Below are 24,304 nucleotides of genomic sequence, written 5' to 3'. Positions count from 1 at the left end.
ACTGCCCAATAGTCAAAGACGTACTCAGCGGTACTACGTACTCGATGGCGAACTGGGCTCTGAGACACAGCGGCACATACGTAGGTGCCGACCCCGCCGGAAGGTTGTTGGTCGAGTGAGGCGAAGCAAGAGCAGTCCCGAGCCGTCGGCCCGGGGCAACTTCACCCCGCCGCCGCGCGGAGCGGCGCCCGCCCATGTGCCCGGATCGGAAACAACGGCCACGCCGGCCCCGAGCGGCGGCCGTCTCTCCCCGCGCAACTGGCGCGTGCCGACCAGGCTGAACGCGATCCTGCTCATACCCGTGATGGTCGGCCTCGTCATGGGCGGCTTCCAGGTGAAGAGCTCGATCGACACCTGGCAGGAGGCCGAGGACGCGGAGAACACCGCGCGTCTGGTCGCCGCCGCCCTGACCTACGGCGACGCTCTCCTGGAGGAGCGCGACCAGACCGCCGCGCCCCTGCTGGCGGGCAAGGGCGAGGACGACCCGACGGTCGTCAAGGCCCGTGCCACCACCGACAGGGCCGCCGACGCCTTCGACGAGGCCGCCCAGAACATGCCGGACCGGCCCAACCTGGTCCGGCGTCTGGACCGCTTCCGTGAGGTCGAGCCCGACCTGACCAAGCTTCGCGCGGCCGCCTACACGAGCAAGCTCAAGGGCGTGGAAACCGAAGAGGGCTACGTCGCGGTCGAGCACCGACTGCTGGAGTTCTCCAACGAGCTGGGCCTCGGCACCGGAAACATCACCAGCTACGGCCGTACGGTCTACGCCATCTCGCTCACCAAGGGCGCGCTCTCGCTGCAGCGCTCCATCGGTATGCACATGCTGACCCAGCCGGGTCCCAAGGCCGAGGACCTGGCCAAGCAGCGCGTCGCCCTGTCGTCGTACGCCTACCTGGAGGGCATCGCCATCCAGGAGTACGAGAGCGGTGGCACCGAGGCGGACAACGCCAAGCTGGTGCAGGCCTCGAAGGACATCAAGGCCGAGGGCGCGGCCCTGGCTGCGGCGGCCAAGCAGAAGAACCCGGACTACGTCCCGCCGCCCACCAAGGACAACGCGATGGTCTCGGCCATCGCGCAGCTGTCCTCCACGGACCCGAGTGACCGCCAGGCCCTCGCCGCGCAGGGCATCACCAGGGACAACTGGTGGGCGGTGAACACCCTCAAGTACAACGCGTACCGCGACATCGAGAACGACCTCGCGGGCACCGCGGTGAACGAGGCCTCCGCCATCTCGGACGACGCCAAGCGCGACGCGCTGATCACCGGTGCCGTGGTCGTGGTCGCCCTGCTCGCCGCGTTCATCCTGGCCGGGATGGTCGCCCGCCAGATGAGCCGCGCGATGCGCCAGCTGCGCAACGCCGCCTTCGGCATCGCCGAGCAGCGCCTGCCGATGCTGGTCGACCAGCTCTCGCGCACCGACCCGGGCCGCGTGGACACCCGCGTGCAGCCCATCCCGATCAACACCCGCGACGAGATCGGCGAGGTCGCCCGCGCCTTCGACCAGGTCCACCGCGAGGCCGTCCGGCTGGCCGCCGAGCAGGCCCTGCTGCGGGGCAACATCAACGCGATCTTCACCAACCTGTCGCGCCGCAACCAGTCGCTGATCGAGGGCCAGCTGACCCTGATCACCGACCTGGAGAACAACGAGGCCGACCCGGACCAGCTGGAGAACCTCTTCCGCCTGGACCACCTCGCGACCCGTATGCGCCGCAACGGCGAGAACCTCCTGGTCCTCGCCGGCGAGGAGCCGGGCCGCCGCTGGGACCAGCCGGTCCCGCTGGTCGACGTGCTGCGCGCCGCCTCCTCCGAGGTGGAGCAGTACGAGCGCATCGAGCTCTCGGGCGTCCCGGAGGCCGAGATCCACGGCCGTGCCGTGACCGACCTCGTGCACCTGCTCGCCGAGCTTCTGGAGAACGCGACGACGTTCTCCTCCCCGCAGACCAAGGTTCGCGTGACCGCCACCCGTCTCCCCGACGGTCGGGTCATGATCGAGATCCACGACAAGGGCATCGGCCTCACCGCCGAGGACTTCGCGGACATCAACCACAAGCTGGCCAACCCGCCGACCGTCGACGCCGCGATATCCCAGCGCATGGGCCTGTTCGTGGTCGGCCGGCTGTCCGACCGGCACGGCATCCGCGTCCAGCTGCGCCCCTCCGGCGAGCAGGCCGGCACGACCTCGCTGGTCATGCTGCCCGACGCCATCACGCACGGCGGTGGCGGCGAACAGCAGCCGTCCCAGGACGAGTTCACCGTCTCGCAGATCATCCCGGAGCAGAACTTCCAGGGTGGCGAGAGCTTCGGCCAGCCGATGCGCACGGCCGCCGAGCTGGGCTTCGACGACAGCCGCTACACCGAGGTCCCGGACGACATCCGCGACCTGGACCCGGTGGGCCGCTCCCTGATGCGCGAGGAGCGTCGCGCGGCCCTGGAGGCCCAGTCCCACGGCCCGGAGAACCCCGAGGCGCCCGGGTACGACGACTTCACCGGTCAGCCGGCCTACGACGGCCACAACGGCTTCCCCGAGCAGCAGGGCGGGTACGACCCGCATTCGTCGTACGAGGAGCAGCGGCAGGCGTCGTACGAGGAGCAGCAGCGGTCTGCGTACGAGGAGCCCCAGCAGGCGTCGTACGACGACACGTACTACGCGCCGAACGCCGGCCTGCAGCAGAACGACACCTTCTCGTCCGGCGGCGGCTACCCCGAGCCCTCCTATGCGGAGCCGGTCCGCGAGGAGCCCGCAGCTCCGAGCGCCCCCGCCCCGGAGCCCTTCCCAGCCTTCGAGCAGCGGCGCCACCAGGACGACTGGCCGCAGCAGAACGGCTACCGCAACGGCTACCAGGACCAGTACGCTCCGGAAACGGAATCTGCGCAGGCCGATGACTCGAACGAGCGCGACAGCGTAGGCTTCGACCGTCCGGGACCGGCCTCCTCCGCCGCCCACGCACTGACCGACGCCGGGCTCCCCCGCCGCGGATCCGGCGCGAGCGGCAGCAACGGCGGACGGCCCGTGCGGCAGGAACCGTCGGCCCCCGCGCCGGAGAGCAACGGCGACAGCAACTGGCGTTCGGCCAACGACGACCGCTGGCAGCAGGCCTCGCAGCTCCGGAAGCCCAAGGCGGGCGGGGTCACCTCCTCCGGCCTGCCGAGGCGGGTTCCCAAGGCCAACCTGGTCGAGGGAGCCGCTGAGACCACCCCCCAGGGAGGTCCACAGATCTCCCGTGCTCCCGAGGACGTCCGGGGCAGGCTGAGCAACCTGCGCCGCGGTGTCCAGCGGGGACGCAGCGCGGGAAGCGAAACGAACGGCCAGGCCACTAGGAATCACCACAGTGGTCCTGACAGCACCTACAACCAGGAGCGTTAGTGTGAGCCCGATGAGCCAGGCGGCACAGAACCTGAACTGGTTGATCACCAACTTCGTGGACAACACCCCCGGGGTGTCGCACACGGTGGTGGTCTCCGCCGACGGACTCCTTCTGGCGATGTCCGAAGGCTTCCCGCGCGACCGCGCCGACCAGCTCGCGGCCGTCGCCTCCGGTCTGACGTCTCTGACGGCAGGCGCCTCCCGCATCTTCGAGGGCGGCAGCGTGAACCAGACGGTTGTGGAGATGGAGCGGGGATTCCTGTTCATCATGTCCATCTCCGACGGATCGTCGCTCGCGGTTCTCGCACACCCCGAGGCGGACATCGGCCTCATTGGGTACGAGATGGCGCTTCTGGTCGACCGTGCCGGTACCGTCCTCACGCCGGATCTGCGTGCGGAGCTCCAGGGCAGCCTGCTCAACTAACAGACAGTCGGTGCGTTTTGGCGTCCCGTGGCCGTAAGGTTTCGGGACGCGGCTCCACATGATGGGTGCCAGGCACAGTCGGAGGAGGAGAGAAAGTGGCAACACCCCCAGACGGTTCGTCATCGGGCAACTGGTCGTACGGCCCTGGCCAGGGGCATGGCGACGGTTCCCGGAACCGGTACAACTTCCCCTCCACGCCCAGCCAGCGGCAGCCGTACGCCCCGCAGGGCCCCGGGCCCTCGCCGTACGACCAGCCGCCGACGCCGCGCATCCAGCCGGTGCAGCCGCAGCGGCGCGCCCCTGAGCCGGCGCCCGCAGGGGCGTCGAACAACCCCCTGGTGCGTCCGTACGCCATGACCGGCGGCCGGACGCGCCCGCGCTACCAGCTCGCCATCGAGGCACTGGTGCACACCACCGCGCAGCCGCACCAGATGCAGGGCCAGCTGCCCGAGCATCAGCGGATCTGCAACCTCTGCCGCGAGATCAAGTCGGTGGCGGAAATCTCCGCCCTCCTGACGATCCCTCTCGGCGTGGCCAGGATCCTCGTCGCCGACTTGGCGGAGGCGGGCCTGGTCGCCATCCATCAGCCCGGCGGCGACGAGAACGCCGGCGGCCAGCCAGACGTGACACTGCTCGAAAGGGTGCTCAGTGGACTTCGCAAGCTCTAGCGGCGGTCCTTCCCGCTCCACCACCTCCGCGAAGATCGTGGTGGCGGGCGGCTTCGGCGTGGGCAAGACCACGTTCGTCGGCGCCGTCTCGGAGATCAACCCGCTGCGCACCGAGGCCGTGATGACGTCTGCTTCGGCCGGCATCGACGACCTCACCCACACCGGAGACAAGACGACCACGACGGTCGCCATGGACTTCGGTCGTATCACCCTTGACCAGGACCTGATCCTGTACCTCTTCGGTACGCCCGGCCAGGACCGCTTCTGGTTCATGTGGGACGACCTGGTGCGCGGCGCCATCGGCGCGATCGTCCTGGTGGACACCCGCCGTCTCGCCGACTGCTTCCCCGCGGTCGACTACTTCGAGAACTCGGGTCTGCCCTTCGTGATCGCCCTCAACGGCTTCGACGGCAACCAGCCGTACAACCCGGACGAGGTCCGTGAGGCCCTCCAGATCGGCCCCGACACCCCGATCATCACGACGGACGCCCGGCACCGGGCGGACGCGAAGTCGGCGCTGATCACCCTGGTCGAGCACGCGCTGATGGCACGGCTGCGCTAGCACTGCCGCACGGTTGCAGAAGGGGCCCTCTCCGCGTCGGAGAGGGCCCCTTCTGCTGTCGCTCGCGTCCCCTCTGCGGGGACGGCAGACGAAAGGGGGCCCACCCGGGCGGGTGGGCCCCCTTTCGAGGTCGTACGGGCCGTCAGCGCCAGCTGTGCGGGGCGCGGAAGCCCGGCTCGCGCTCCAGGCGGCGCCAGCCGGCCTTGGCGCGGCCGCGGTGGGCCGGGGCGGCGTCGGTCGGCTGGGCGGCGGCACGCGCGAGCAGGATCGCCGTGATGGCGGCGACTTCCTCGGGCTCGGCGTGGCCCTTCTCGACGCGGATATCAGGGAGGTTCATGGGTGTCAGTCTCCGTGAGAGAGGTTTCCGCAGCGGTACCGGTGGGTTACTGCGGGGGGTTGCCGTGCTTGCGGGACGGCAGGTCCGCGTGCTTGGTGTGGAGCATCGCCAGGGACTTGACGAGCACCTCGCGGGTCTCCGCGGGGTCGATCACGTCGTCCACCAGGCCACGCTCGGCCGCGTAGTAGGGGTGCATGAGCTCGGACTTGTACTCCTTGACCATGCGGGCCCGCATGACCTCGGGGTCCTCGGCCTCGGCGATCTGGCGGCGGAAGATGACGTTGGCCGCACCCTCCGCGCCCATCACGGCGATCTCGTTCGTCGGCCAGGCGTAGGTGAGGTCGGCACCGATGGACTGGCTGTCCATGACGATGTACGCGCCTCCGTAGGCCTTGCGCAGGATCAGCGAGATCCGCGGCACGGTCGCGTTGCAGTAGGCGTAGAGGAGCTTCGCGCCGTGCCGGATGATTCCGCCGTGCTCCTGGTCGACACCCGGAAGGAACCCGGGAACGTCCAGGAAAGTGACGATCGGGATGTTAAAAGCGTCACACATCTGGACAAAGCGCGCAGCTTTTTCCGACGCCTCGATGTCCAGCACACCGGCGAGGGACTGCGGCTGGTTGGCCACGATGCCGACCACCTGGCCGTCGAGGCGGGCCAGCGCGCAGATGATGTTCCGCGCCCAGCGCTCGTGGACCTCCAGGTACTCGCCGTCGTCGACGATCTCCTCGATGACCTTGGCCATGTCGTACGGCCGGTTGCCGTCGGCCGGGACCAGGTCGAGGAGCACGTCGCTGCGGCGGTCCGGCGCGTCCGTGGAGTCCGCCCGGGGCGGGTTCTCACGGTTGTTCTGGGGCAGCAGCGAGAGCAGGTAGCGCACCTCGGCGATGCACGTCTCCTCGTCGTCGTACGCGAAGTGGCACACGCCGGAGGTCTCGGCGTGGACGTCCGCGCCGCCGAGGCCGTTCTGGGTGATCTCCTCGCCCGTCACCGCCTTGACCACGTCCGGGCCGGTGATGAACATCTGGGACGTCTCGCGGACCATGAACACGAAGTCCGTCAGGGCGGGCGAGTAGGCCGCGCCGCCCGCGCACGGGCCCAGCATCACGCTGATCTGCGGGATGACGCCGGACGCCTTGGTGTTGCGCTGGAAGATGCCGCCGTAGCCGGCGAGCGCCGAGACGCCCTCCTGGATACGGGCACCCGCGCCGTCGTTCAACGAGACGAGCGGGGCACCCGCGGCGATGGCCATGTCCATGATTTTGTGGATCTTGGTGGCGTGGGCCTCGCCCAGCGCGCCGCCGAAGATGCGGAAGTCATGGGCGTAGACGAAGACCGTGCGGCCCTCCACCGTGCCCCAGCCGGTGATGACACCGTCGGTGTACGGCTTCTTGGACTCCAGGCCGAAGCCCTGGGCCCGGTGCCGGCGCAGTTGCTCGACCTCCCGGAAGGAACCCGGGTCCAGGAGCAGCTCGATGCGCTCCCGGGCGGTCAGCTTGCCCTTGGCGTGCTGCGCCGTGGTCGCCTTCTCGCTGGGGCCGGCCAGCGCCTGCGCACGGATCTCGTGCAGCTCGGCGGTGCGCCCGCGCGCGTCGATCGGCTCACCCGGTGCCTCATCCAAAACGGTCATGTAGCGACCTTACGAAGGACACCGAGGAAAGCGAGCCGTTGACTCCGTACAGTCTCCGGAGCCATTTCCTGGTACCACTGAACAGAACCATCGCGGCATGCAGCCCTTCTGACTGCTCAGAGGGCGTGCGGGTTGTTGGGGTCGCACAAACCCGTCAGGCGAGAGCCACCTCACATCGATGGGTCGCGCATACCATCCCCGGAGTGACACGGACGCTCATTCGGCGTCCCGTCGAGAGGATCTCGACCGAGTCGTCCTTACGCAGCACCCGGCGTACCGGGTGGTCCCAGGTGATCTCCAGCGGCTTGCCCGAGCGCGGCGGCTCACTCACGCAGAGCGTAGCGGTACGGCCCCGGCGACGGAGCAGCACGCTCGCGCCGGCGCCGACGGTGAGCGGGCCTACTGTGCCCGGCTGCCAGAAGTTGGCGGCGGTGAGGCCCAGGGAGCCGACGCGAACGGCCTGGCACGCGCTGTCGTTGGCGAGGACCGACAGCCAGCGGGTGCCCAGGGCGGCCCGGGCCGCCACCTGGTGCCGGCCGGCGCCGGGCATGAGGACGTAGACGTAGGTCGCGTCCGTCGGGTCCGTGCCGTGGTCCAGCCAGAGGGTCTGCCAGCGGCGGGTGCGGCGCTCCGTCGTGCTGGTGGTGTTGATGTCGGCCCAGGCGCCGGTGCGGTCCTCGCGCAGGGTGCGCAGTTCGCCGTACGGCACCACCCAGCCGCCGTGGCCCTCCAGGTGTGCCCAGCCGGGGCCGCGTACGAAGGTCTGGGTGCCGTCCTCTCCCAGGTTGCGGTTGTCGACGACGGTCTCGACGGGGACTGCGTCGGCGCAGGTGATCCCGGCTCCGAGGCAGATCACGGCGTCCGCGGCGCAGAACCACGACTTGCGGGCCTCCAGGGTCGAGCCGAGGCCCTTCAGATGCTGCCCGATCGCCGCGTACTCGCCGTCCGTCGCGCCGCCGACCCACCGCACGTCGGGCCGGGGCTCGCCCCACTCGCCGCCGGCCTTGTCGGGAAGGCGCTTGGTGGAGACCGTCGTACCGGGCAGGCGGTACCAGTCGACGGTCGGCCAGTACCAGTCCGTGTACTGGTCGCCGAGGCCGGGCGCCCACCAGGAGAGCATCCCGGCGCCGGTGTGCCAGCCGCGCGGGTTCTCGCCGTTGCCGCACTCGTAGTGGGCGATGCGGTCACTGGCCATGGCGATGTTCGCGACGAAGCCAGGACGGCGGTGGACGGCCCGGTCCATGGCGGCGAAGAGGTGGTGGCCGACCGGGTCGGGGGCCGCGGCGACCGGCGACTTCGCGACGGCGTGCAGCCGGGCGAGGTCGGCCACCCCGAATTGACGGGCTGTCAGGATCGGTGTGACCGCGTCCCGTTCGATCCAGCCCTTGACACGGCCGTACCAGCGCTCCCGCTCCGCCGCGCTCGCGCCGCCCGCGAGCAGGGCGATGGCGGCGATGATGCCCTGGCCGTGAAAGTGGTCGCTGCGCATCACGTGCCGGTCGTCGCTCTTGAGGTAACCCCGGCTGATGGCGCGGCCGTTGACGCTGTCCATCATCAACCCGTCATGGATCAGCGGGGCGTAGGCGTGCTCGACGCTGTCGAGGACGATCTGCCTGTTCGGGTCGGTCACCTGCCACTCGGACCCGGCGAGCAGGGCGAAGAGGCGGCCGAGGCCGTCGAGGAGGACCTGGCCGTAGGTGCCGGAGTAGGCGACCCAGGTGTGCTGGACGAACGAGCCGTCGGCGTAGAGGCCGTCGCCCTTCGTGACGTACGGGAAGACCGGGGAGAGCGCGTCACGGGCGAGCGCGATCTTCGCCGGGGCCCGGCCGAGGATGCCGCGCAGGGCGACGCTGCGGCACAGGTCGACGCGGTTGGCGCCGGTGGAGGTGCCGGAGTAGTCGGTGAGCATCGCGTCCGGGATGAAGTGGTCGACGGCCGCGCAGGCGGCGCCGATCCGGGCCTCGCCGAGGTGGTCGTACAGGGCGGCCGTGATGTCTGTCAGCAGGCGCGGGCTGCCGATCTGCCATTCCCACCAGTTGCCGTAGCGGGTGGTGGAGGGGTTGTAGACGGTGGCGGAGAGGTGGTCGAGGCCGCGCAGGATGTCGGCGAGGAGCGCGGGGTCGTCGGTGGAGCCGGTGCCCTGCTGGACGTAGGCCTGGGTCATGGTCCACAGGCGGCTGTAGCTCTGGGTGATGCCGGCGGGCGGGTCGTAGGGGTGGCCGGGCCACAGGGAGGTGGGGGTGGGGGCCATGGTGGCCCGGAAGCCGCGGGCGAGGGTGCCGGTCTCGGCCAGGCGCGCGGCGTACGGCTCGACCGCGGGGTCGTATCCCGTGCCGAGGGCGATGTCGAGCCAGCGGAGGCGGAGGGTGTCGTAGGAGTCGGCCGAGGCGGCGCGGGCGGCGGGAGCGGCGGTGGCCAGGAGCGCCGCCGCGAGCAGGACGGCTCGGCGGGTGGGTCTGGTGAGCCCGGTGCGCTGAATGGTCATGTCATGGGCATCTACCACCTCAGAGTAATCACGCCAACACGCGCGGATGATGTTGAATCTCGAACGGAATAGGTCTACGGTCGGTCCCGTTGATGTAGTTCAAGATTAAACATTAGGGCCGCGAGGCCCCCCGACTCCTAAGGAGCACGTCATGGCGAACCCCGACCTGACCACCCTGACCGGCGAGTACACGATCGACGCGGCCCACTCCACCATCGGCTTCACCGTCCGGCACGCCATGGTCACCAACGTCAAGGGCAAGTTCCTCGACTTCGGCGGCTCGCTGCAGCTCGACGGCGCCGACCCGGCCGCGTCCAAGGCGTCGATCGACGTCAAGATGGACAGCATCGACACCGGGTCCGCGGACCGCGACGGGCACCTCAAGAGCGCGGACTTCTTCAAGATCGACGAGTTCCCCACGATGACCTTCCGCTCCACCAAGGCGGAGTCCCTCGGCGGCGACGACTACCGCATCACCGGTGACCTGGAGATCCTCGGCACGACCAAACCGATCACCATCGACCTGGAGTTCAACGGCGCCGCGACGGACCCGTTCGGCAACGAGCGCGTCGGCTTCGAGGGCAAGGCGGAGATCCTGCGCTCGGAGTGGGGTCTCACGTGGAACGCGGCGCTGGAGACGGGGGGCGTGCTGGTCTCCGACAAGATCAAGCTGAACTTCGACATTTCGGCGATCAAGAACGCGTGAGCCTTCTCTGAGGCAACCCCATGGCACGGCGCCGGTGAGTCCGTCACTCACCGGCGCTGTGTCAGTTGGCGCAGGATCGCGGCGACCTGAGCCGCTCGGCTCCGTGGGGTCCGGGCGCGCAGGAGGCCGAGCATGAGCTGGTAGCGCTCGGTCCTGCCCAGTTGCTCGAAGGCCGCCCCGGCCCGGGGGTTGTCCACCAGAGCCGCGGCCAGCTCGTCCGGGACCTCGGCATTGCGCTGCGACTCGTACGCCCCCTCCCACCGCCCGTCCGCCTTCGCGGCGTCCACTTCGGCGAGGCCCGAGGGGCGCATCCTCCCCTCGGCGGTCAGTTCCGCCACCCGCCGGACATTGACCATCGACCAGAGGCTGCCGGGCCGGCGCGGGGTGATCCGCTGTATGTAGTACGACGCGTCGAGTCCCTTGCGCTGCCCCGTGATCCAGCCGTGGCACAGGGCCACGTCGTTGACCTCGGCGGCTGTGACGGAGGGGATGCCGGAGTCCTTCTTGGCGACCCTGACCCAGAGGCCGGGGTGCGGAGCCGGGTGCTCCGCCAGCCAGGTGTCGAGGGCGTCGGCGCAGGCGAAGGCGCGGGGTTCCGGGTCGCGGTGCGGGCTCATGGCTCAAACATAGGGGCGAAGTAGGTCAGGAAATGTCCTCCATCGGCCGGACCGGATCCAGGGTCAGTAGGCGACGCTCGGGTACCAGTCGCCGCGTCCCTTCGGCAGCAGGTCGAGGAGGGGCCATACGGGGGCCAGCAGGTCGATGCCCCGCTCGCCGATGTCGTCGGACATGCGGGGGTGCGCTGAGTAGAAGTGGCGGAGCGTGCCGTCGGCGTCGCGGGTGAACACGGAGACGGTGGAGTCCTGTGCGCCGTCCTTGTCCTCGCTGCCCGTGTCGTACTTGAACGTGCTGTCGCCGCAGCTCAACAGCCGCAGCCGGTGCCAGCCGCGGTCGCGGGCGTGCTGCCGCAGGACGGGCGGATCGGCGGCCGCCGCGATGACGAAGTCGGCATTGCGCGTGACGTGGTGGCCGATGTTGCTGAAACCGTCGATCCACATGGTGCACATCGGGCAGGGGTCGGTATCCGCCTTGCCGTACATGAACTGGTACATGAGCAGCGGCCGTTCGGGGGCGGTGAACAGTTCGCTCAGCCTCACCTCGCGGACGGGTTCGTCGCCGGCGTCGAGATCGGCGGGGCCCTCCAGGAAGACGTAGTCGTCGACGGGCGGCCCCGGCGGGAGCGCGCGCCGCCGGGCGGCGACCTCCTCGCCCTGACGCATCAACTCGACTTCGGCGAGGCGCAGTTCTTCGCGGGCGGCGAGGTACTCGGCGGATTCACCTGGCAGTCGGGTGTGCCGGAACATCGCGTCCTCCCGGGTCGGCTCCCGTCCCCCCGTGCCCCCTCCAGTCTAGGCCGGGGCCCTTGATCGCTCACTTTCGCGCGGCTCCCGGGGCGACGGGCTCACGGCTGCCCTCCGGGTGCCTTCAGGAGGGCAGCCGCCTGGTCGCGGGCGTGCGCGATCGGGTCCGGGAAGGTGTGCAGACCGTGGGCGACGAGCGCTCCCTCGTGCAGCAGCACCAGTGTCCGGCCCATGCGGTCCGCGTCGTCCGGGGCGACGTCCCGGGCGAGACGGGTGAACAGGGCCAGCATCCATTCCTTCTGCCCGGCGATGACCGGGTAGGCCGGGTGGGCGGGGTCGCTGATCTCGGCATGCGCGTTGACCATGCTGCACCCCTTGGAGCCGTATTCCGCCGACCACGCGCGCGAGGCGTCGAACACCGCCAGGACGCGCGCCTGCGGTGTCGCGTGCGTCGCGTCGGGGTGGTCGTCGAGGTACTGGGCGAGGAAGGCCCGCCAGCGCTCGTCGCGGCCGGTCAGGTACTCCACGACGATCCGCTCCTTGGAGCCGAAGCGGTCGTAGAGGGTCTTCTTGGTCACCCCCGCCTCCGCCGCGATGAGATCCACGCCCACGGCGTGGATGCCGCGCTCGTAGAACAGCCGCTCGGCGGCTTCCAGGATGCGTCGTGCGGCACGCGTCATCGTGACGCGCTGCGGCTGCTGCTCTGCAATGCCCATGGCACCCGAGTATACCGATCTGTATAGTTTCTGATGCGAGCAAGGTATACCGATCTGTCTACTGGATGTGGTTGGCGTGAACGCCCTACTGTCCATCGCCTTCGTCCTCAGCTGGAGCTCCGGGTTCATCGGGGCCAAACTCGGCGCCGGGAGCGCGTCCGCGGTGACGATCCTGATGTGGCGGTTCCTGCCGCTCGCCGTGATCCTGGTCGTCGTGGCCGCGGTACTGGGCCGCGCGTCGTGGCGGGGGCTCACCCGGCGGGACATCACGCGACAGGCCGTGATCGGCACGCTGTCGCAGAGCGGCTATCTGCTCACCGTCTACTACGCCATCCAGCTCGGCGTCTCCAGTGGCACCACGGCCCTGATCGACGGCGTCCAGCCCCTGGTCGCCGGTGCGCTGGCCGGGCCACTGCTGCGGCAGTACGTCTCACGCCGGCAGTGGCTCGGGCTGTGCCTCGGGGTGAGCGGCGTCCTCATCGTCACGACGGCCGACGCCGCGGCGGCGACCGGCGTTGCCGCGTGGGCCTATCTCGTCCCGTTCCTCGGCATGCTCTCGCTGGTGGCGGCCACGTTCCTCGAAAGCCGCTCCCGTACGCCCGTTCCGCCCGCGGTGGCGCTCACCGTCCACTGCGCCACCAGCGCCGTACTGTTCACTGCGTTCGCCCTGAGCACCGGAGCGGCCGTACCGCCCGCCGAGGCCGGCTTCTGGGCCGCGATCGGCTGGCTCGTGGTGCTGTCCACGTTCGGCGGGTACGGGCTGTACTGGATGATCCTGCGGCGCTCCGGAGTCACCAGGGTCAACACCCTCATGTTCCTCATGGCGCCGGTCACGGCGGTGTGGGGGGCGTTCATGTTCGGCGAGCCGTTCGGTGCGCAGACCGCGATCGGCCTGGTCGTCGGCCTTGCCGCCGTCGTCATCGTGCACCGCGGGGGCGGCACTTCCCGTGCGCGTGCCATCCGGCCGCGCCCGAAAACCGGTGGCTCTCCTCAGCAGGTCCCGCATACCCTGCCCGCGTGTCCAGCCCCGAAGCCTCCAGACTCCGGCCACCGGCTCTCCGGTGGCTGCTCGTGATGTCCCTCTGATCAGCGTTCGCTTCCGCTTCCGGGCTCACTCCGCTACCGGACGGCCGTTCGACGTGCCGTTTTCGTCTTCACCTTCGAGTTCGGGTTGCGGAGTTTCTTCATGCCGTTCGCTCTTTTCCTGCTGGGCGTCGCCGTGTTCGCGCAGGGGACGTCCGAGTTCATGCTGTCCGGGCTGGTGCCGGACATCGCCCGGGACCTGGGGGTCTCGGTGCCCGCGGCCGGGGCGCTCACCTCGGCCTTCGCCGTGGGGATGGTGGTCGGGGCGCCGCTCATGGCCGCCCTCGCACGACGGTGGTCGCGGCGCGGGGCCCTGCTGGGGTTTCTGGGGGTCTTCCTCGCCGTCCATGTCGTGGGCGCGGTGACCGACAGCTTCGCGGTGCTGGTCGTGACCCGGGTCGTCGGGGCGCTCGCCAATGCCGGGTTCTTGGCCGTGGCCCTCGTCACGGCCGTGGCGCTGGTCGAGCCGGAGGCCAAGGGGCGGGCCACGTCGACACTGCTCGGCGGGGTCACGTCGGCCTGTGTCGTGGGGGTTCCGGCGGGGGCGCTGCTCGGTCAACTCTGGGGCTGGCGTGCGGCGTTCTGGGCCGTCGCCCTGGTGTCCCTGCCCGCTGTGGTGGCCGTGGCGCGATCCGTGCCCGGCGGTGCGGGCGCCTCGGAACGTCCCGCGCTGCGGGGTGAACTGCGTGCGCTGCGAAGCCCCCGGCTCCGGCTGACGCTGCTCCTGGGCGCCCTCGTGAACGGGGCGACCTTCTGCACCTTCACCTATCTCGCACCCCTGGTCACCAACGTGACGGGGCTGGCGGACGGGTGGGTGCCCGTCGTGCTCGCGCTGTTCGGCGCGGGGTCGTTCGTGGGGGTCGGCGTCGGGGGGCGGTTCGCCGACCGGTGGCCCCGTGCGGTGCTGGTCGGGGGCGGCGGCGTCCTGTGCCTCGGGTGGGGCGCCCTCGCCCTCGGCGCCGGGACGCCGGCCGTGGCGCTCGGGCTCGTCCTCGTGCAGGGCGCCCTGTCCTTCGGGGTCGGGTCCACACTCGTCTCCCAGGCCCTGTACGCCGCCCCCGGCGCTCCCACCCTGTCCGGCGGCTTCGCGACGGCCGCGTTCAACGTGGGCGCGGCGCTGGGCCCTTGGCTCGGCGGTACGGCCATCGGGGCCGGCCTCGGATACCGGGCACCGGTGTGGGTCAGCGCCGGGCTGGTCGCGCTGACGCTGGTGGTGGCGGGGGCGGCGAACGGCCCGGCCCTGCGGCGGGAACGGGGTGCGGAGGGCAGTCGCACCGGGGCATCCTCGCCGGCCTGACCGACAGGTCGGCGTCGCCGGTACGAGGCCGAAGCGGGGGGCCTCCGGGCAGCTGCCGCTGCTCAGGTCCGATGGCGTGAGCGGGCATCGGCGGGTCGCCGTTCGCGGCGGATGAGGACCCGGGGGGCGGGTTGCCAGGCCCGGCGTTGTAATCCGGGCGCGGACGGGAGCCGTACCCGGGACCCTCGCCGACAAGACCACCACGGCGTCCCGCCCCGACCGGCGGTCCGCGTCGCCGTGCACGAAGCCGAGACGGGGTACCTCCAGGCGCCTGCCGCTGCTCGCGCCCAAGGGCGTGAAGCAGGCATCAGCGGGAAAACCGCCCGCGACGTGTCAGCGCCCGGAGGGGCAGGCCGCCACGCCCGGTGGCGAAACCCGGGCGCGGGCGGGAACCGTACCCGGGCATCATCGTCGGCATGACCGACTCGCCCCGCCCCGCGCTCGCATGGGTTGCCCTCTCCTCGTACGAGGTCGAGAAGCCGCTCCTGCACCCCCTGGCCGCCCTGCGCGCCTGACTGCGGGAGCGCGGCATCGACTGGATGCCGTTCGAGGCGGGTGAGGTCCGCTGGGACCGCGTGTGCGCGCCGGGGGCCGACGGGCACTGGCGGGCGTGGATCACGGTCCATGCCGCCGCCGGTGCCCTGTGGCGGCTCGGCCTGCATCCCGGTCAGCCGACCTCCGTCGTCAACGGGCCGTCCCCGCCCGGCTGGTGGCATGCCGCCGGGGAGCGGTACGCACGTGCGACGAGGGCTCGGGCGGGAGCCTCGGGGCCTGAGCAGGCGTGGCCGGAACAGGCCGGGCCCTGAACCCGGCGTGGCTGGAATTGGCCCCTTGTGGGGGCGGTCACAGGATTCCCATAATCCAGCAAAGGAATTGACCGGCGCATGTCAGCAGATGGTCACTCCCCCTTGCTTGGCATGCCCCCTACATTTCAGTGCTCTCTCCACGTTCGTATGTCCAACCCCCCACGGAAGGCATCACGTTGAAGAAGCTCCTCACCGCCCTCAAGAGATGCGCGGTCCTCGGTGCCGCCGCTCTCGCGATCGTCAGCCTTCAGCCCGTCTCGGCCGCGCAGGCCGCAGACTCGCGCGTCGTCGGCGGAACCCGTGCCTCGCAGGGCGAGTTCCCGTTCATGGTCCGGCTCTCCATGGGCTGTGGCGGCGCGCTCTACACCCAGCAGATCGTGCTCACCGCCGCGCACTGTGTGGGCGCGACCGGCCCCAACACCAGCATCACCGCCACCGCCGGCGTCGTGGACCTGCAGTCCACCAGCGGCCGCGTCCAGGTCCGCTCCACGTACGTGTACCGCGCCCCCGGCTACAACGGCGACGGCAAGGACTGGGCGCTCATCAAGCTCGCCCAGCCGATCAACCTGCCGACGCTGAAGATCGCCACGACCACGCAGTACAACACCGGCACCTTCACCGTGGCCGGCTGGGGCGCGGCCCGTGAGGGCGGTGCCCAGCAGCGCTACATGCTCAAGGCCAACGTGCCGTTCGTCAGCGACGCCCAGTGCCGCTCCTACAGCGGCTACAGCGGCCTCATCGCCAACGAGGAGATCTGCGCCGGCTTCCCGTCCGGTGGCGTCGACACCTGCCAGGGCGACTCCGGCGGCCCGATGTTCCGCCGCGACGCGAGCAACGCCTGGATCCAGGTCGGCATCGTCAGCTGGGGCATAGGCTGCGCCCGCCCGAACGCCCCCGGCGTCTACACCGAGGTCTCCACCTTCGCGTCGGCGATCGCCTCCGCGGCGTCGTCTCTGTGACCTCCCCGCACTTCTGAGCTTGCCGCACCAAGGGCCCGGTGTCTTCGACGCCGGGCCCTTGCCACGCCGCACGTGCCTCGCTCACCCCGTTTCGGCCGCCACCCCGACCGGTGCGGCCCGGAACCTCGCCCGGTACGCGCTCGGCGTCGTGGCGTGCCGGCGGCGGAACGCCCGGATGAGGGTGTCCACCGTGCCGAAGCCGCAGACCGTGGCCACCCGCTCCAGCGTCGCGTCGGTGGTCTCCAGCAGGTTGCCGGCCAACTCGACCCGCGCCGACTCGATGTAGGCGTGCGGCGTCATGCCGAGTTCGGACTTGAAGATGCGGGTCAGCTGGCGGTCACTGACATGCGCGTACGCAGCCAGGTCCGGGACCGTGAGGCGCTGGTCGATGTTCCTCAGGATGTGATGCCGGAGGTCCTCGACGCGCCGGGTCGTGGACACCGGCTCCAACGGCACACTGAACTGGGACTGCCCGCCGGGCCGCTTGAGGTACATCACGAGTTGGCGGGCGACGCGCAGCGCGACCTGCTCGCCGAAGTCCTCCGCGACCAGGGCCAGGGACAGGTCCAGGCAGGCGCTGATCCCCGCGCCGGTCCAGATCTCGCCCTCCTCGCGGATGAAGATCGGATCCGGGTCGACCCGCACCGCCGGATGGTCGGCGGCGAGTCGCTGCGCTGTCGACCAGTGCGTGGTGGCGCGCTTGCCGTCGAGGAGCCCCGCCGCGGCGAGGATGTGCGCGCCGACGCACACCGAGGCGACCCGTCGGGTACGGCCCGCCAGCGCCTTCACCCAGGCCACCGTGCCGGGGTCGGTGACGGGGTGGACGCGGCGTTCGCCGTCCACCTCCACGGAGCCGGGGACCAGGAGCGTGTCGATGGCCCGCTCGGCGACTTCGTGGAAGGTGGCATCGGGCAGGATCCGCACGCCCGCCGCCGTCGTCACCGGTGCGGTCGTCTCGGCGGTCAGGACGACCTCGTAGCCGGCACCCCCGGTGGTTTCGTGCGGGACGAGGGAGAACACCTCCGGCGGGCCGGTGACGTCGAGGAGGTCGACGCCCTCGAACAACACGATCACGATCAACCGGTTCACGGCCCCCACCCTGTACCCCCTGTCTCGCGCGCGCACGCGGGTGTCGGTTTCTGCGAACAGCGCGTCATTGCCGACAGTCCGGTGCGGGCCATAGCGTCGCATACGTGTTCAACAGGCTGTTGAGCAGCGGTTCGACTCGTTCAACGAGCCCTCGGAACCTCAAGTCCCCCAACCCCTGGAGAAGTCCTGTGGCCAGCAAGACGCTGCGCGAACTCGGCGGTGCCGACGACACCCCTGCGGCCCTCGCGTCCTCGACGCTGATCCTCGTCGACTACCAGAACACCTACACCCGCGGTGCGATGGAACTCGACGGCTGGCAGCCGGCCCTCGAAGTGGCGTCGGATCTGCTGTCCCGGGCCCGCGAGGCGGGAGCCGCGGTCATCCACGTCCAGCACGACGACGGCGAGGGTTCGCTGTACGACATCCGCACGGAGATCGGCCGGATACACCCCGCCGTCGCGCCCGTCGAGGGCGAGTCCGTGGTCGTCAAGCGGGCCCCGGACTCCTTCCACGGGACCGACCTCGGCAAGCTCGTGGACGAGGCGGGGAACGAGACCGTGATCGTCGCCGGGTTCATGACCCACATGTGCATCGCGTACACGACGGCGTCCGCGGCCCTGCGCGGCAACAAGCCGACCGTGCCCGCGGACGCGTGCGCCACCCGGTCGATCGTGGATGTCTCCGCCGACGAGCTGCACCGAAGTGCGCTGGCGGCCATCGCCGACGCGTACGGCGTCGTCGTCGCGTCCGGACGGGAGCTGGCCTGACACGGCGCCGACCGGGCTCGCGTCCGGCTCCTCGATAGCGGCGGAAGGCGAGGGTCCCGGAAGGCGAGAATCCTCAGAACCCGCCGCCGTCGAACCCTCCTCCCCCGCCGAAGTCCCCGCCGCCGAATCCGCCCCCGAAGTCCCCGCTGTCGAAGTCCGCGCCGGAGACGTCGCCGCCCTCGTAGCCGCCACCGCCGTAGCCGTAGCCCGCTCCGTAGTCGGCTGCGTAGGCGGGCGTGGCCATCATGCTGCCGAGCAGGGTGCCGATGAGGAGGCCGGGGAGGATGCCGCCGCCGAAGTAGCCGCCTGCCCAGGGTCCGTAGGCCGGGCCGGCGTCCCAGTACGGGCGGCGGCCGTGCTCGGTGTCGACCTCGCGGATGACGGGGTCGCGGCCCTCGGAGAGGCGGGTTCGGTCGGCCGCGCAGACCGGGACCTCGCGGGCGGTGCCGCCGGGTGGGGTCCAGGTCTCGTCGGCCACCGCCGGGCCGTGCCGCGGGTCGAAGAAGCACGGCGGCCGGCGTTCCGGAAGGGGCCGGTGCTCCCGGCGGGCGGCCAGCTGCGTGAGGGAGAAGCGGCCGTCCGCCAGGGCCTGGGTGACGGCCTTGACGTCCTCCGGTTTGCGGGCGGAGTCCATCAGCCGTTTCGCCTTTTCGTAGGCGTCCAGGGCGCTCTCGTAGTCCGCGCGCATCGCGTCGTCGGCGCCGGGTTCGCCCGGGTGGAAGTCCAGCCGGTCCAGTTCCTCACCGAAGGCGGTGATGTCCTCGTCGACCACCACCCGCAGCTTCTCCAGCGCCGCCCGCTGCTCCGCCTCGTGACGCTGTCGCTTGCGCTTGACCAGCGTGTACGCGCCCGCGCCGCCCGCCGCCAGCACCGCGCCGACGGCGATCAGAGTACCGGCGTCCACGCCGTCGCCGCCCCCGCCGTCGCCCCAACTGGCCGGTGCCGTGCCGTCCACGTTGCGCAGCGCCGAATCGACGAAGTCGTTCAGCTGGGCCTTGGGATCGCCGGCGCTCTGCACCGAGGAGACCAGGTTGTCCACCGCTTGCCTGGACATCACCGAGGAGTCGGCCGCCGCGTCGAACCGGTCACCGACACGGACGCCGTACAGGCCCGTCACACCGGTTTCCGTGCGGAGGTTCAGCAGCAGGTTCCTGGTCGGCTGATCGGCCGGCAGGACGGCGATGAAGACCGGTTTGTCGGCGTCCTTGATTTTGTCGGCGAGCGCTTCCGCGTCGGCCGACGACAGCTGGTCCGAGGCTGCGGGATCCACGTAGACGGGATCATCGCGCAGCGCCTCGGCAACCCGGGAAACATCCGTGGCCGCATGTGCGCCGGGCGGGCCGGTCACGAGCACCGCCGCGGTCGCGGCGACCGGCACGATCAGCAAGCGCATGAGTCCCCGGAAGAGCGGAGTCCTCATACCCTCGACGCTACCTGATGGGACGGGCAAAGGCGCCGATCCAGGTGGCCGGATTCCCACCGGGACCGGCGCCCCACGGCAGCCGCCGCGTGCCGTACGGCGGCTCAGGCCGCGCGGCACGTGGCGCTCGGCCCTCCACCGCCGCCTCGTACCGGCCCGTCGGCAGCAGACGATCGGCCTCGGCGACGGGCTTCGCCACTGCCTCGGTGATCCCCGCGCCGCCGGGGTCCCTCTATGACTTACCTCACGCCTTGAGTTAAGCCGGGGAGTCGAATGACGTCAAGACTTCACGTCAGAGCCGGTGTGCACTCAACTCCTGGCCGGAGCAGTGCCGTTGTCCCTTCACCTCATGAACGCGCGACCCCTTGACGCACATACGAAGCCGTCATTTACTCACGCCTCGCACGCCCCCATCCCCCACCGCCAGAAGGGCGGCGCTCCATGAGGAGATCCACTCGATCCGCGCGATCCTCTCGGTCCACCCGGACGCTCGGGCTGCTTCTCGCCGGGCTCGTCACCACGGCCGGCTTCACGGCGGCCACACCCGCGCAGGCCGCCGGCGAACAGGTCACCGCCTGGCTGACCACGACGGACGACAGCGGCGGACGCCATGTGACCCGCGGTCTCCAGCCGCAGACTCCGTTCGCCTTCCAGGCCGGGTCCGGCGGCAGCGGCGAGAACATCACCGTCGACGAGAACACCCGCTACCAGTCCTTCACCGGCGGCGGCGCGTCCTTCACGGACACCGCGGCCTGGCTGATGGACGGAAGCGGCGCGCTGTCGCCGGCCACGAAGGACGACACGATGCGCAAGCTGTTCTCCCCGACGGAGGGCATCGGGCTGTCGTTCCTGCGCAATCCCATGGGCGGCTCGGACCTCGCCCGCTTCGGCTACACCTACGACGACATGCCGGCCGGGCAGACCGACCCGGACCTCTCCGAGTTCTCGATCGCCCACGATCTCCAGGACGTCGTGCCGCTGACGAAGCAGGCACGTCAGCTCAACCCGGGGCTCACCGTGATGGCCTCGCCGTGGACGGCGCCGGCCTGGATGAAGGACGGCGGGCAGCTCAACGGGGGCTGGCTGAAGGCGGAGCACTACGGGGCGTACGCCTCCTACTTCGTGAAGTACGTGCAGGCCTACCAGGCCCAGGGCATCCCGATCTCGTACGTCACCGCCCAGAACGAGCCGACCTGCTGCTCGGGCTATCCGTCGATGAGCTGGAACGCGAGCGGGCTGGCGTACTTCACGAAGAACGAGCTGCTGCCGAAGCTCCAGAACGCCGGGCTGTCGACGAAGGTCCTGGCGCACGACTGGAACTGGGACACCTACGACGCCTACGCCGCGCAGACGGTCGACGACGCGGCGGTCCGCAACCACCCGAACTTCGGCGGGATCGCCTGGCACGGCTACGGCGGTGACGTGGCCAAGCAGACGCAGGTGCACAACCGGTATCCGCAGCTGGACGCCTTCGGCACCGAGCACTCGGGCGGCACCTGGATCGCGAACCAGCAGCGCGAGGACATGATGAACATCATCGACTACACCCGGAACTGGGCGAAGTCGGTGACCAAGTGGTCGCTCGCGCTGGACCAGAACCGGGGACCGCACAACGGCGGCTGCGGGACCTGCGACGGGCTGATCACCGTCCACAACGGGGACTCCCGGCACGGGCAGGTCGACTACACCGTCGAGTACTACACGATGGGCCATCTGACGAAGTTCGTGAAGCCGGGCGCCCAGCGCATCGCGTCCACGGCGTCGTCGTCGGTGCCGAACGTGGCGTGGCGCAACCCCGACGGGTCGAAGGCGCTGATCGCGTACAACGATGCGTCGAGTGCGAAGACCGTGACGATCAACTGGGGTTCGCAGCACGCCACGTACTCGCTGCCCGGCAAGACGTCGGCGACGTTCACCTGGTCGGGCACCCAGACCGAGGGCCCGTCACAGTCGGGGGCGCTGGTGGGTCTCGCCGGCAAGTGCCTTGATGTGGCGGGGGGTTCGTCGGCCGACGGTACGGCCGTGCAGCTCTACGACTGCAACGGCTCGACCGCCCAGCGGTGGACCGTGCAGGCGGACGGGTCGGTGCGGGCGCTGGGCAAGTGCCTGGACGTCACGTCCGGCGCGACCGCGAACGGCGCGAAGGTCCAGCTGTACGGCTGCAACGGGTCGGGGGCGCAGCAGTGGTCGTACAACGCGACGACGGGCGACCTGGTCAACCGCGCCGCGGACAAGTGCCTCGACGTGACGGACAACTCCTCGGCGAACGGGGCCCGCGCGCAGATCTGGAGCTGCACGGGCGCCGCGAACCAGAAGTGGCGTCTGCAGTAGGGGGCCGGCTCAGGCGAACGGCTCGCCGATGCCCAGCAGGTTGCCCTCGCTGTCGTGGAACCAGGCGGCGCGCTCCCCGCGGAAGCCCTTGCTCGGGTAGTGGCCCTCGACTTCGGCGATGCCGTTCGTCGTGCGCAGCCCGGGCACGTCGACGTCCTCGAACTCCACGCCGCGCCGCCCGAGTTCCGCGACGACCGCCTCGACGTCCTCGACCTGCCACCCCATCTGGGTGAACGTGCCGGGGGAGGCTCCGGTCGACTGGTACACGGCGAACTCCGTGCCGCCGCACCGGTACAGCAGCCCGCCAGGCCGTTCGTCGACCGGGTCCAGACCGAGCTTGTCGGAGTAGAAGCGCCGGGCCCGCTCCAGGTCCTGGGCGGGCAGCCGGGTCGCCACCTGGCCCCGGGCGAGGAAGTGCCGGGCGTCGGTGTCCTTGTCGTCCATGGCTCCACTGTGCCGTGGACGGCAGGCCCGGGGGAGGCGGCGAGGTCCGTTCGGCCTACTCGGCCGGGGTCACCCCGGCCCGCAGCAGCCCGTACGTGTACGCGTCCTCCAGCGCCTGCCAGGACGCCGCGATCACGTTCTCGGCGACGCCGACCGTGGACCACTCCCCCGCCCCGTCGGACGTGGAGATCAGGACGCGGGTCGTGGACTGGGTGCCGTGCACGCCTTCCAGGATGCGGACCTTGTAGTCGACGAGGTCCAGCTTGGCGAGCTGGGGGTAGATCTTCTCCAGGGCCACCCGCAGGGCGCGGTCGAGGGCGTTGACCGGGCCGTTGCCCTCCGCCGTGGCGACGATGCGCTCGCCCTTGGCGAAGAGCTTGACCGTGGCCTCGTTGGCGTGGCTGCCGTCGGGGCGGTCCTCGACGATCGCGCGCCAGGACTCGACCTGGAAGTACTTCAGCGGCTTGCCCTCGACCTCGGTGCGGAGCAGGAGTTCGAAGCTGGCGTCGGCGGCCTCGTACGTGTAGCCCTTGAGCTCGCGCTCCTTCACCCGCTCGACCACCCGGCCGACCAGCTCCCGGTCGCCGCCGAGGTCGATGCCGAGTTCCTTGCCCTTGAGCTCGATCGAGGCGCGGCCGGCCATGTCGGAGACCAGCATCCGCATGGTGTTGCCGACCTGCTCGGGGTCGATGTGCTGGTACAGGTCCGGGTCGACCTTGATCGCGGAGGCGTGCAGGCCGGCCTTGTGCGCGAAGGCGGAGACGCCGACGTACGGCTGGTGGGTGGAGGGGGTGAGGTTCACGACCTCGGCGATCGCGTGCGAGATGCGGGTCATCTCGCGGAGGTGGCCGTCGGGCAGGACCTTCTTGCCGTACTTCAGCTCCAGAGCCGCCACCACCGGGAACAGGTTGGCGTTGCCGACCCGCTCGCCGTAGCCGTTGGCCGTGCACTGGACGTGGGTGGCGCCCGCGTCGACGGCCGCGAGGGTGTTGGCGACCGCGCAGCCGGTGTCGTCCTGGGCGTGGATGCCGAGCCGGGCGCCGGTGTCGGCGAGGACGGTGGAGACGACCGCCTGGACCTGGGCGGGGAGCATGCCGCCGTTGGTGTCGCAGAGGATCACGACGTCGGCGCCGGCCTCCGAGGCCGTACGGACGACGGATTTCGCGTACTCGGGGTTGGCGCGGTAGCCGTCGAAGAAGTGCTCGCAGTCGACGAAGACGCGGCGGCCCTGCTCGCGCAGGTACGACACGGTGTCGCGGACCATCTCCAGGTTCTCGTCCAGGGTGGTGCGCAGGGCGAGCTCGACGTGCCGGTCGTGGGACTTGGCGACGAGAGTGATCACCGGGGCGCCGGACTCCAGGAGCGCGTTGACCTGCGGGTCCTCGGACGCCTTGCCGCCCGCGCGGCGGGTGGCGCCGAAGGCGACCAGCTGGGCGTGCCTGAAGGCGATCTCCTGCTGGGCGCGCGCGAAGAACTCGGTGTCGCGGGGGTTGGCGCCGGGCCAGCCGCCCTCGATGAAGCCCACGCCGAAGTCGTCCAGGTGACGGGCGATGGCCAGCTTGTCGGCGACGGTGAGGTTGATGCCCTCCCGCTGGGCGCCGTCGCGCAGGGTGGTGTCGAAGACGTGGAACGAGTCGTCGAGCTCGCTGGTTACCGACATGGTCGTAAGGCTCCTGTATTGGATCTCGGTCTACCGGAATGACCGGCTCCACCGTCCCCACCTATGGTCCCTCACGCTCTCCGCCCGGCTGCGGGTGGGCCGGGAAACAGAAAAACCTCTCGCGGGTGCGAGAGGTCTGCGCGCGGGTCGAGGACGACGGTGTCCACCCGTACCTGGTCGTACGTTGTGGTCACT

General features: G+C 70.5%; 22 protein-coding genes. 11 read left to right on the top strand and 11 right to left on the bottom strand.

The genetic code is table 11. The features are described from left to right. The first annotated feature begins 115 nt into the window (after positions 1-115). The 4 genes from AB5J55_RS30005 (at position 116) to AB5J55_RS29990 (ending at position 5,018) form a co-directional block, all read left to right on the top strand. On the top strand, positions 116-3,364 hold the full coding sequence (locus tag AB5J55_RS30005; RefSeq protein ID WP_369273621.1) for a nitrate- and nitrite sensing domain-containing protein: 3,249 nt from the start codon (positions 116-118) through the stop codon (positions 3,362-3,364). A gap of 10 nt (positions 3,365-3,374) precedes the next feature. Next, positions 3,375-3,788: a roadblock/LC7 domain-containing protein gene (locus tag AB5J55_RS30000; RefSeq protein ID WP_004983065.1), complete on the top strand. Its 414-nt coding sequence runs from the start codon at positions 3,375-3,377 to the stop codon at positions 3,786-3,788. A 95-nt stretch (positions 3,789-3,883) separates the two neighbouring features. Continuing rightward, positions 3,884-4,456, top strand: a complete 573-nt coding sequence (locus AB5J55_RS29995) for a DUF742 domain-containing protein (protein WP_369273620.1) — start codon at positions 3,884-3,886, stop codon at positions 4,454-4,456. After that, the gene (locus AB5J55_RS29990; RefSeq protein ID WP_026248371.1) at positions 4,437-5,018 is read left to right on the top strand and encodes an ATP/GTP-binding protein; all 582 of its coding nucleotides are present in this window, start codon (positions 4,437-4,439) and stop codon (positions 5,016-5,018) included. The genes AB5J55_RS29995 and AB5J55_RS29990 overlap by 20 nt, the downstream gene beginning before the upstream one ends. Positions 5,019-5,160: 142 nt before the next feature. Here AB5J55_RS29990 and AB5J55_RS29985 read toward each other — a convergent pair whose 3' ends face one another. The 3 genes from AB5J55_RS29985 to AB5J55_RS29975 form a co-directional block, all read right to left on the bottom strand. Next, positions 5,161-5,355 carry an acyl-CoA carboxylase subunit epsilon gene (locus AB5J55_RS29985; RefSeq protein WP_369273619.1) on the bottom strand — a complete coding sequence of 65 codons (195 nt, stop codon included), beginning with the start codon at positions 5,353-5,355 and terminating at the stop codon, positions 5,161-5,163. Positions 5,356-5,401: 46 nt separating this feature from the next. Next, positions 5,402-6,985 carry an acyl-CoA carboxylase subunit beta gene (locus tag AB5J55_RS29980; protein WP_369273618.1) on the bottom strand — a complete coding sequence of 528 codons (1,584 nt, stop codon included), beginning with the start codon at positions 6,983-6,985 and terminating at the stop codon, positions 5,402-5,404. 154 nt (positions 6,986-7,139) lie between these two features. Further along, entirely contained in the window at positions 7,140-9,470 is a 2,331-nt protein-coding gene (locus AB5J55_RS29975) for a polysaccharide lyase 8 family protein (RefSeq protein ID WP_369273617.1), read from the bottom strand. A 151-nt stretch (positions 9,471-9,621) separates the two neighbouring features. On the opposite strand from AB5J55_RS29975, the gene AB5J55_RS29970 reads away from it, so the two are divergent. Continuing rightward, positions 9,622-10,176 (top strand): YceI family protein, encoded by a 555-nt coding sequence (locus AB5J55_RS29970; RefSeq protein WP_369273616.1) that lies wholly within the window; start codon positions 9,622-9,624, stop codon positions 10,174-10,176. Between the two features lie 47 nt (positions 10,177-10,223). Here AB5J55_RS29970 and AB5J55_RS29965 read toward each other — a convergent pair whose 3' ends face one another. From AB5J55_RS29965 to AB5J55_RS29955, 3 genes are all read right to left on the bottom strand, one after another. Next, positions 10,224-10,793 carry a YdeI family protein gene (locus AB5J55_RS29965; RefSeq protein WP_369273615.1) on the bottom strand — a complete coding sequence of 190 codons (570 nt, stop codon included), beginning with the start codon at positions 10,791-10,793 and terminating at the stop codon, positions 10,224-10,226. Positions 10,794-10,856: 63 nt separating this feature from the next. Then, positions 10,857-11,540 (bottom strand): DUF899 family protein, encoded by a 684-nt coding sequence (locus tag AB5J55_RS29960; protein ID WP_369273614.1) that lies wholly within the window; start codon positions 11,538-11,540, stop codon positions 10,857-10,859. Positions 11,541-11,638: 98 nt separating this feature from the next. Then, positions 11,639-12,253: a TetR/AcrR family transcriptional regulator gene (locus tag AB5J55_RS29955; RefSeq protein ID WP_369273613.1), complete on the bottom strand. Its 615-nt coding sequence runs from the start codon at positions 12,251-12,253 to the stop codon at positions 11,639-11,641. A 76-nt stretch (positions 12,254-12,329) separates the two neighbouring features. Here AB5J55_RS29955 and AB5J55_RS29950 point away from each other — a divergent pair, with 76 nt between their 5' ends. The 4 genes from AB5J55_RS29950 to AB5J55_RS29935 all read left to right on the top strand — a co-directional run bounded on the left by AB5J55_RS29950 (position 12,330) and on the right by AB5J55_RS29935 (position 16,398). Further along, a complete protein-coding gene (locus AB5J55_RS29950; RefSeq protein WP_369273612.1) occupies positions 12,330-13,328 on the top strand; it encodes a DMT family transporter in 999 nt (332 codons plus the stop codon). 111 nt (positions 13,329-13,439) lie between these two features. After that, positions 13,440-14,633, top strand: coding sequence for a Cmx/CmrA family chloramphenicol efflux MFS transporter (locus AB5J55_RS29945; RefSeq protein WP_369273611.1), 1,194 nt, complete (start codon positions 13,440-13,442; stop codon positions 14,631-14,633). 539 nt (positions 14,634-15,172) lie between these two features. Continuing rightward, on the top strand, positions 15,173-15,439 hold the full coding sequence (locus AB5J55_RS29940) for a hypothetical protein (protein WP_369273610.1): 267 nt from the start codon (positions 15,173-15,175) through the stop codon (positions 15,437-15,439). Between the two features lie 176 nt (positions 15,440-15,615). Continuing rightward, positions 15,616-16,398 carry a trypsin-like serine protease gene (locus AB5J55_RS29935; RefSeq protein ID WP_369273609.1) on the top strand — a complete coding sequence of 261 codons (783 nt, stop codon included), beginning with the start codon at positions 15,616-15,618 and terminating at the stop codon, positions 16,396-16,398. An 81-nt stretch (positions 16,399-16,479) separates the two neighbouring features. Here the strand turns inward: AB5J55_RS29935 and AB5J55_RS29930 are convergent, their stop codons facing one another. Continuing rightward, on the bottom strand, positions 16,480-17,496 hold the full coding sequence (locus AB5J55_RS29930; RefSeq protein WP_369273608.1) for a GlxA family transcriptional regulator: 1,017 nt from the start codon (positions 17,494-17,496) through the stop codon (positions 16,480-16,482). Between the two features lie 179 nt (positions 17,497-17,675). Between AB5J55_RS29930 and AB5J55_RS29925 the strand changes: the two genes are divergently transcribed. Beyond that, positions 17,676-18,254 carry a cysteine hydrolase family protein gene (locus tag AB5J55_RS29925; protein WP_369273607.1) on the top strand — a complete coding sequence of 193 codons (579 nt, stop codon included), beginning with the start codon at positions 17,676-17,678 and terminating at the stop codon, positions 18,252-18,254. A 73-nt stretch (positions 18,255-18,327) separates the two neighbouring features. Here the strand turns inward: AB5J55_RS29925 and AB5J55_RS29920 are convergent, their stop codons facing one another. Together AB5J55_RS29920 and AB5J55_RS29915 are read right to left on the bottom strand one after the other, a co-directional pair. Further along, positions 18,328-19,674 carry a hypothetical protein gene (locus tag AB5J55_RS29920; RefSeq protein WP_369273606.1) on the bottom strand — a complete coding sequence of 449 codons (1,347 nt, stop codon included), beginning with the start codon at positions 19,672-19,674 and terminating at the stop codon, positions 18,328-18,330. A gap of 10 nt (positions 19,675-19,684) precedes the next feature. Continuing rightward, the gene (locus AB5J55_RS29915; RefSeq protein ID WP_369273605.1) at positions 19,685-19,873 is read right to left on the bottom strand and encodes a hypothetical protein; all 189 of its coding nucleotides are present in this window, start codon (positions 19,871-19,873) and stop codon (positions 19,685-19,687) included. 242 nt (positions 19,874-20,115) lie between these two features. Between AB5J55_RS29915 and AB5J55_RS29910 the strand changes: the two genes are divergently transcribed. Next, positions 20,116-22,005 carry a lectin gene (locus tag AB5J55_RS29910; RefSeq protein ID WP_369273604.1) on the top strand — a complete coding sequence of 630 codons (1,890 nt, stop codon included), beginning with the start codon at positions 20,116-20,118 and terminating at the stop codon, positions 22,003-22,005. A gap of 9 nt (positions 22,006-22,014) precedes the next feature. Here the strand turns inward: AB5J55_RS29910 and AB5J55_RS29905 are convergent, their stop codons facing one another. Next, on the bottom strand, positions 22,015-22,449 hold the full coding sequence (locus AB5J55_RS29905; protein WP_369273603.1) for a VOC family protein: 435 nt from the start codon (positions 22,447-22,449) through the stop codon (positions 22,015-22,017). Between the two features lie 55 nt (positions 22,450-22,504). Next, the gene (gene cimA / locus AB5J55_RS29900) at positions 22,505-24,109 is read right to left on the bottom strand and encodes a citramalate synthase (protein WP_369273602.1); all 1,605 of its coding nucleotides are present in this window, start codon (positions 24,107-24,109) and stop codon (positions 22,505-22,507) included. Between the last annotated feature and the right edge of the window lie 195 nt (positions 24,110-24,304).

Source organism: Streptomyces sp. R11, assembly GCF_041051905.1.
In the GTDB taxonomy this organism is placed as follows: Bacteria; Actinomycetota; Actinomycetes; order Streptomycetales; family Streptomycetaceae; genus Streptomyces.
Note: the sequence above shows the minus strand (reverse complement) of the source record. Positions and strands in the feature narration are given on the sequence as shown.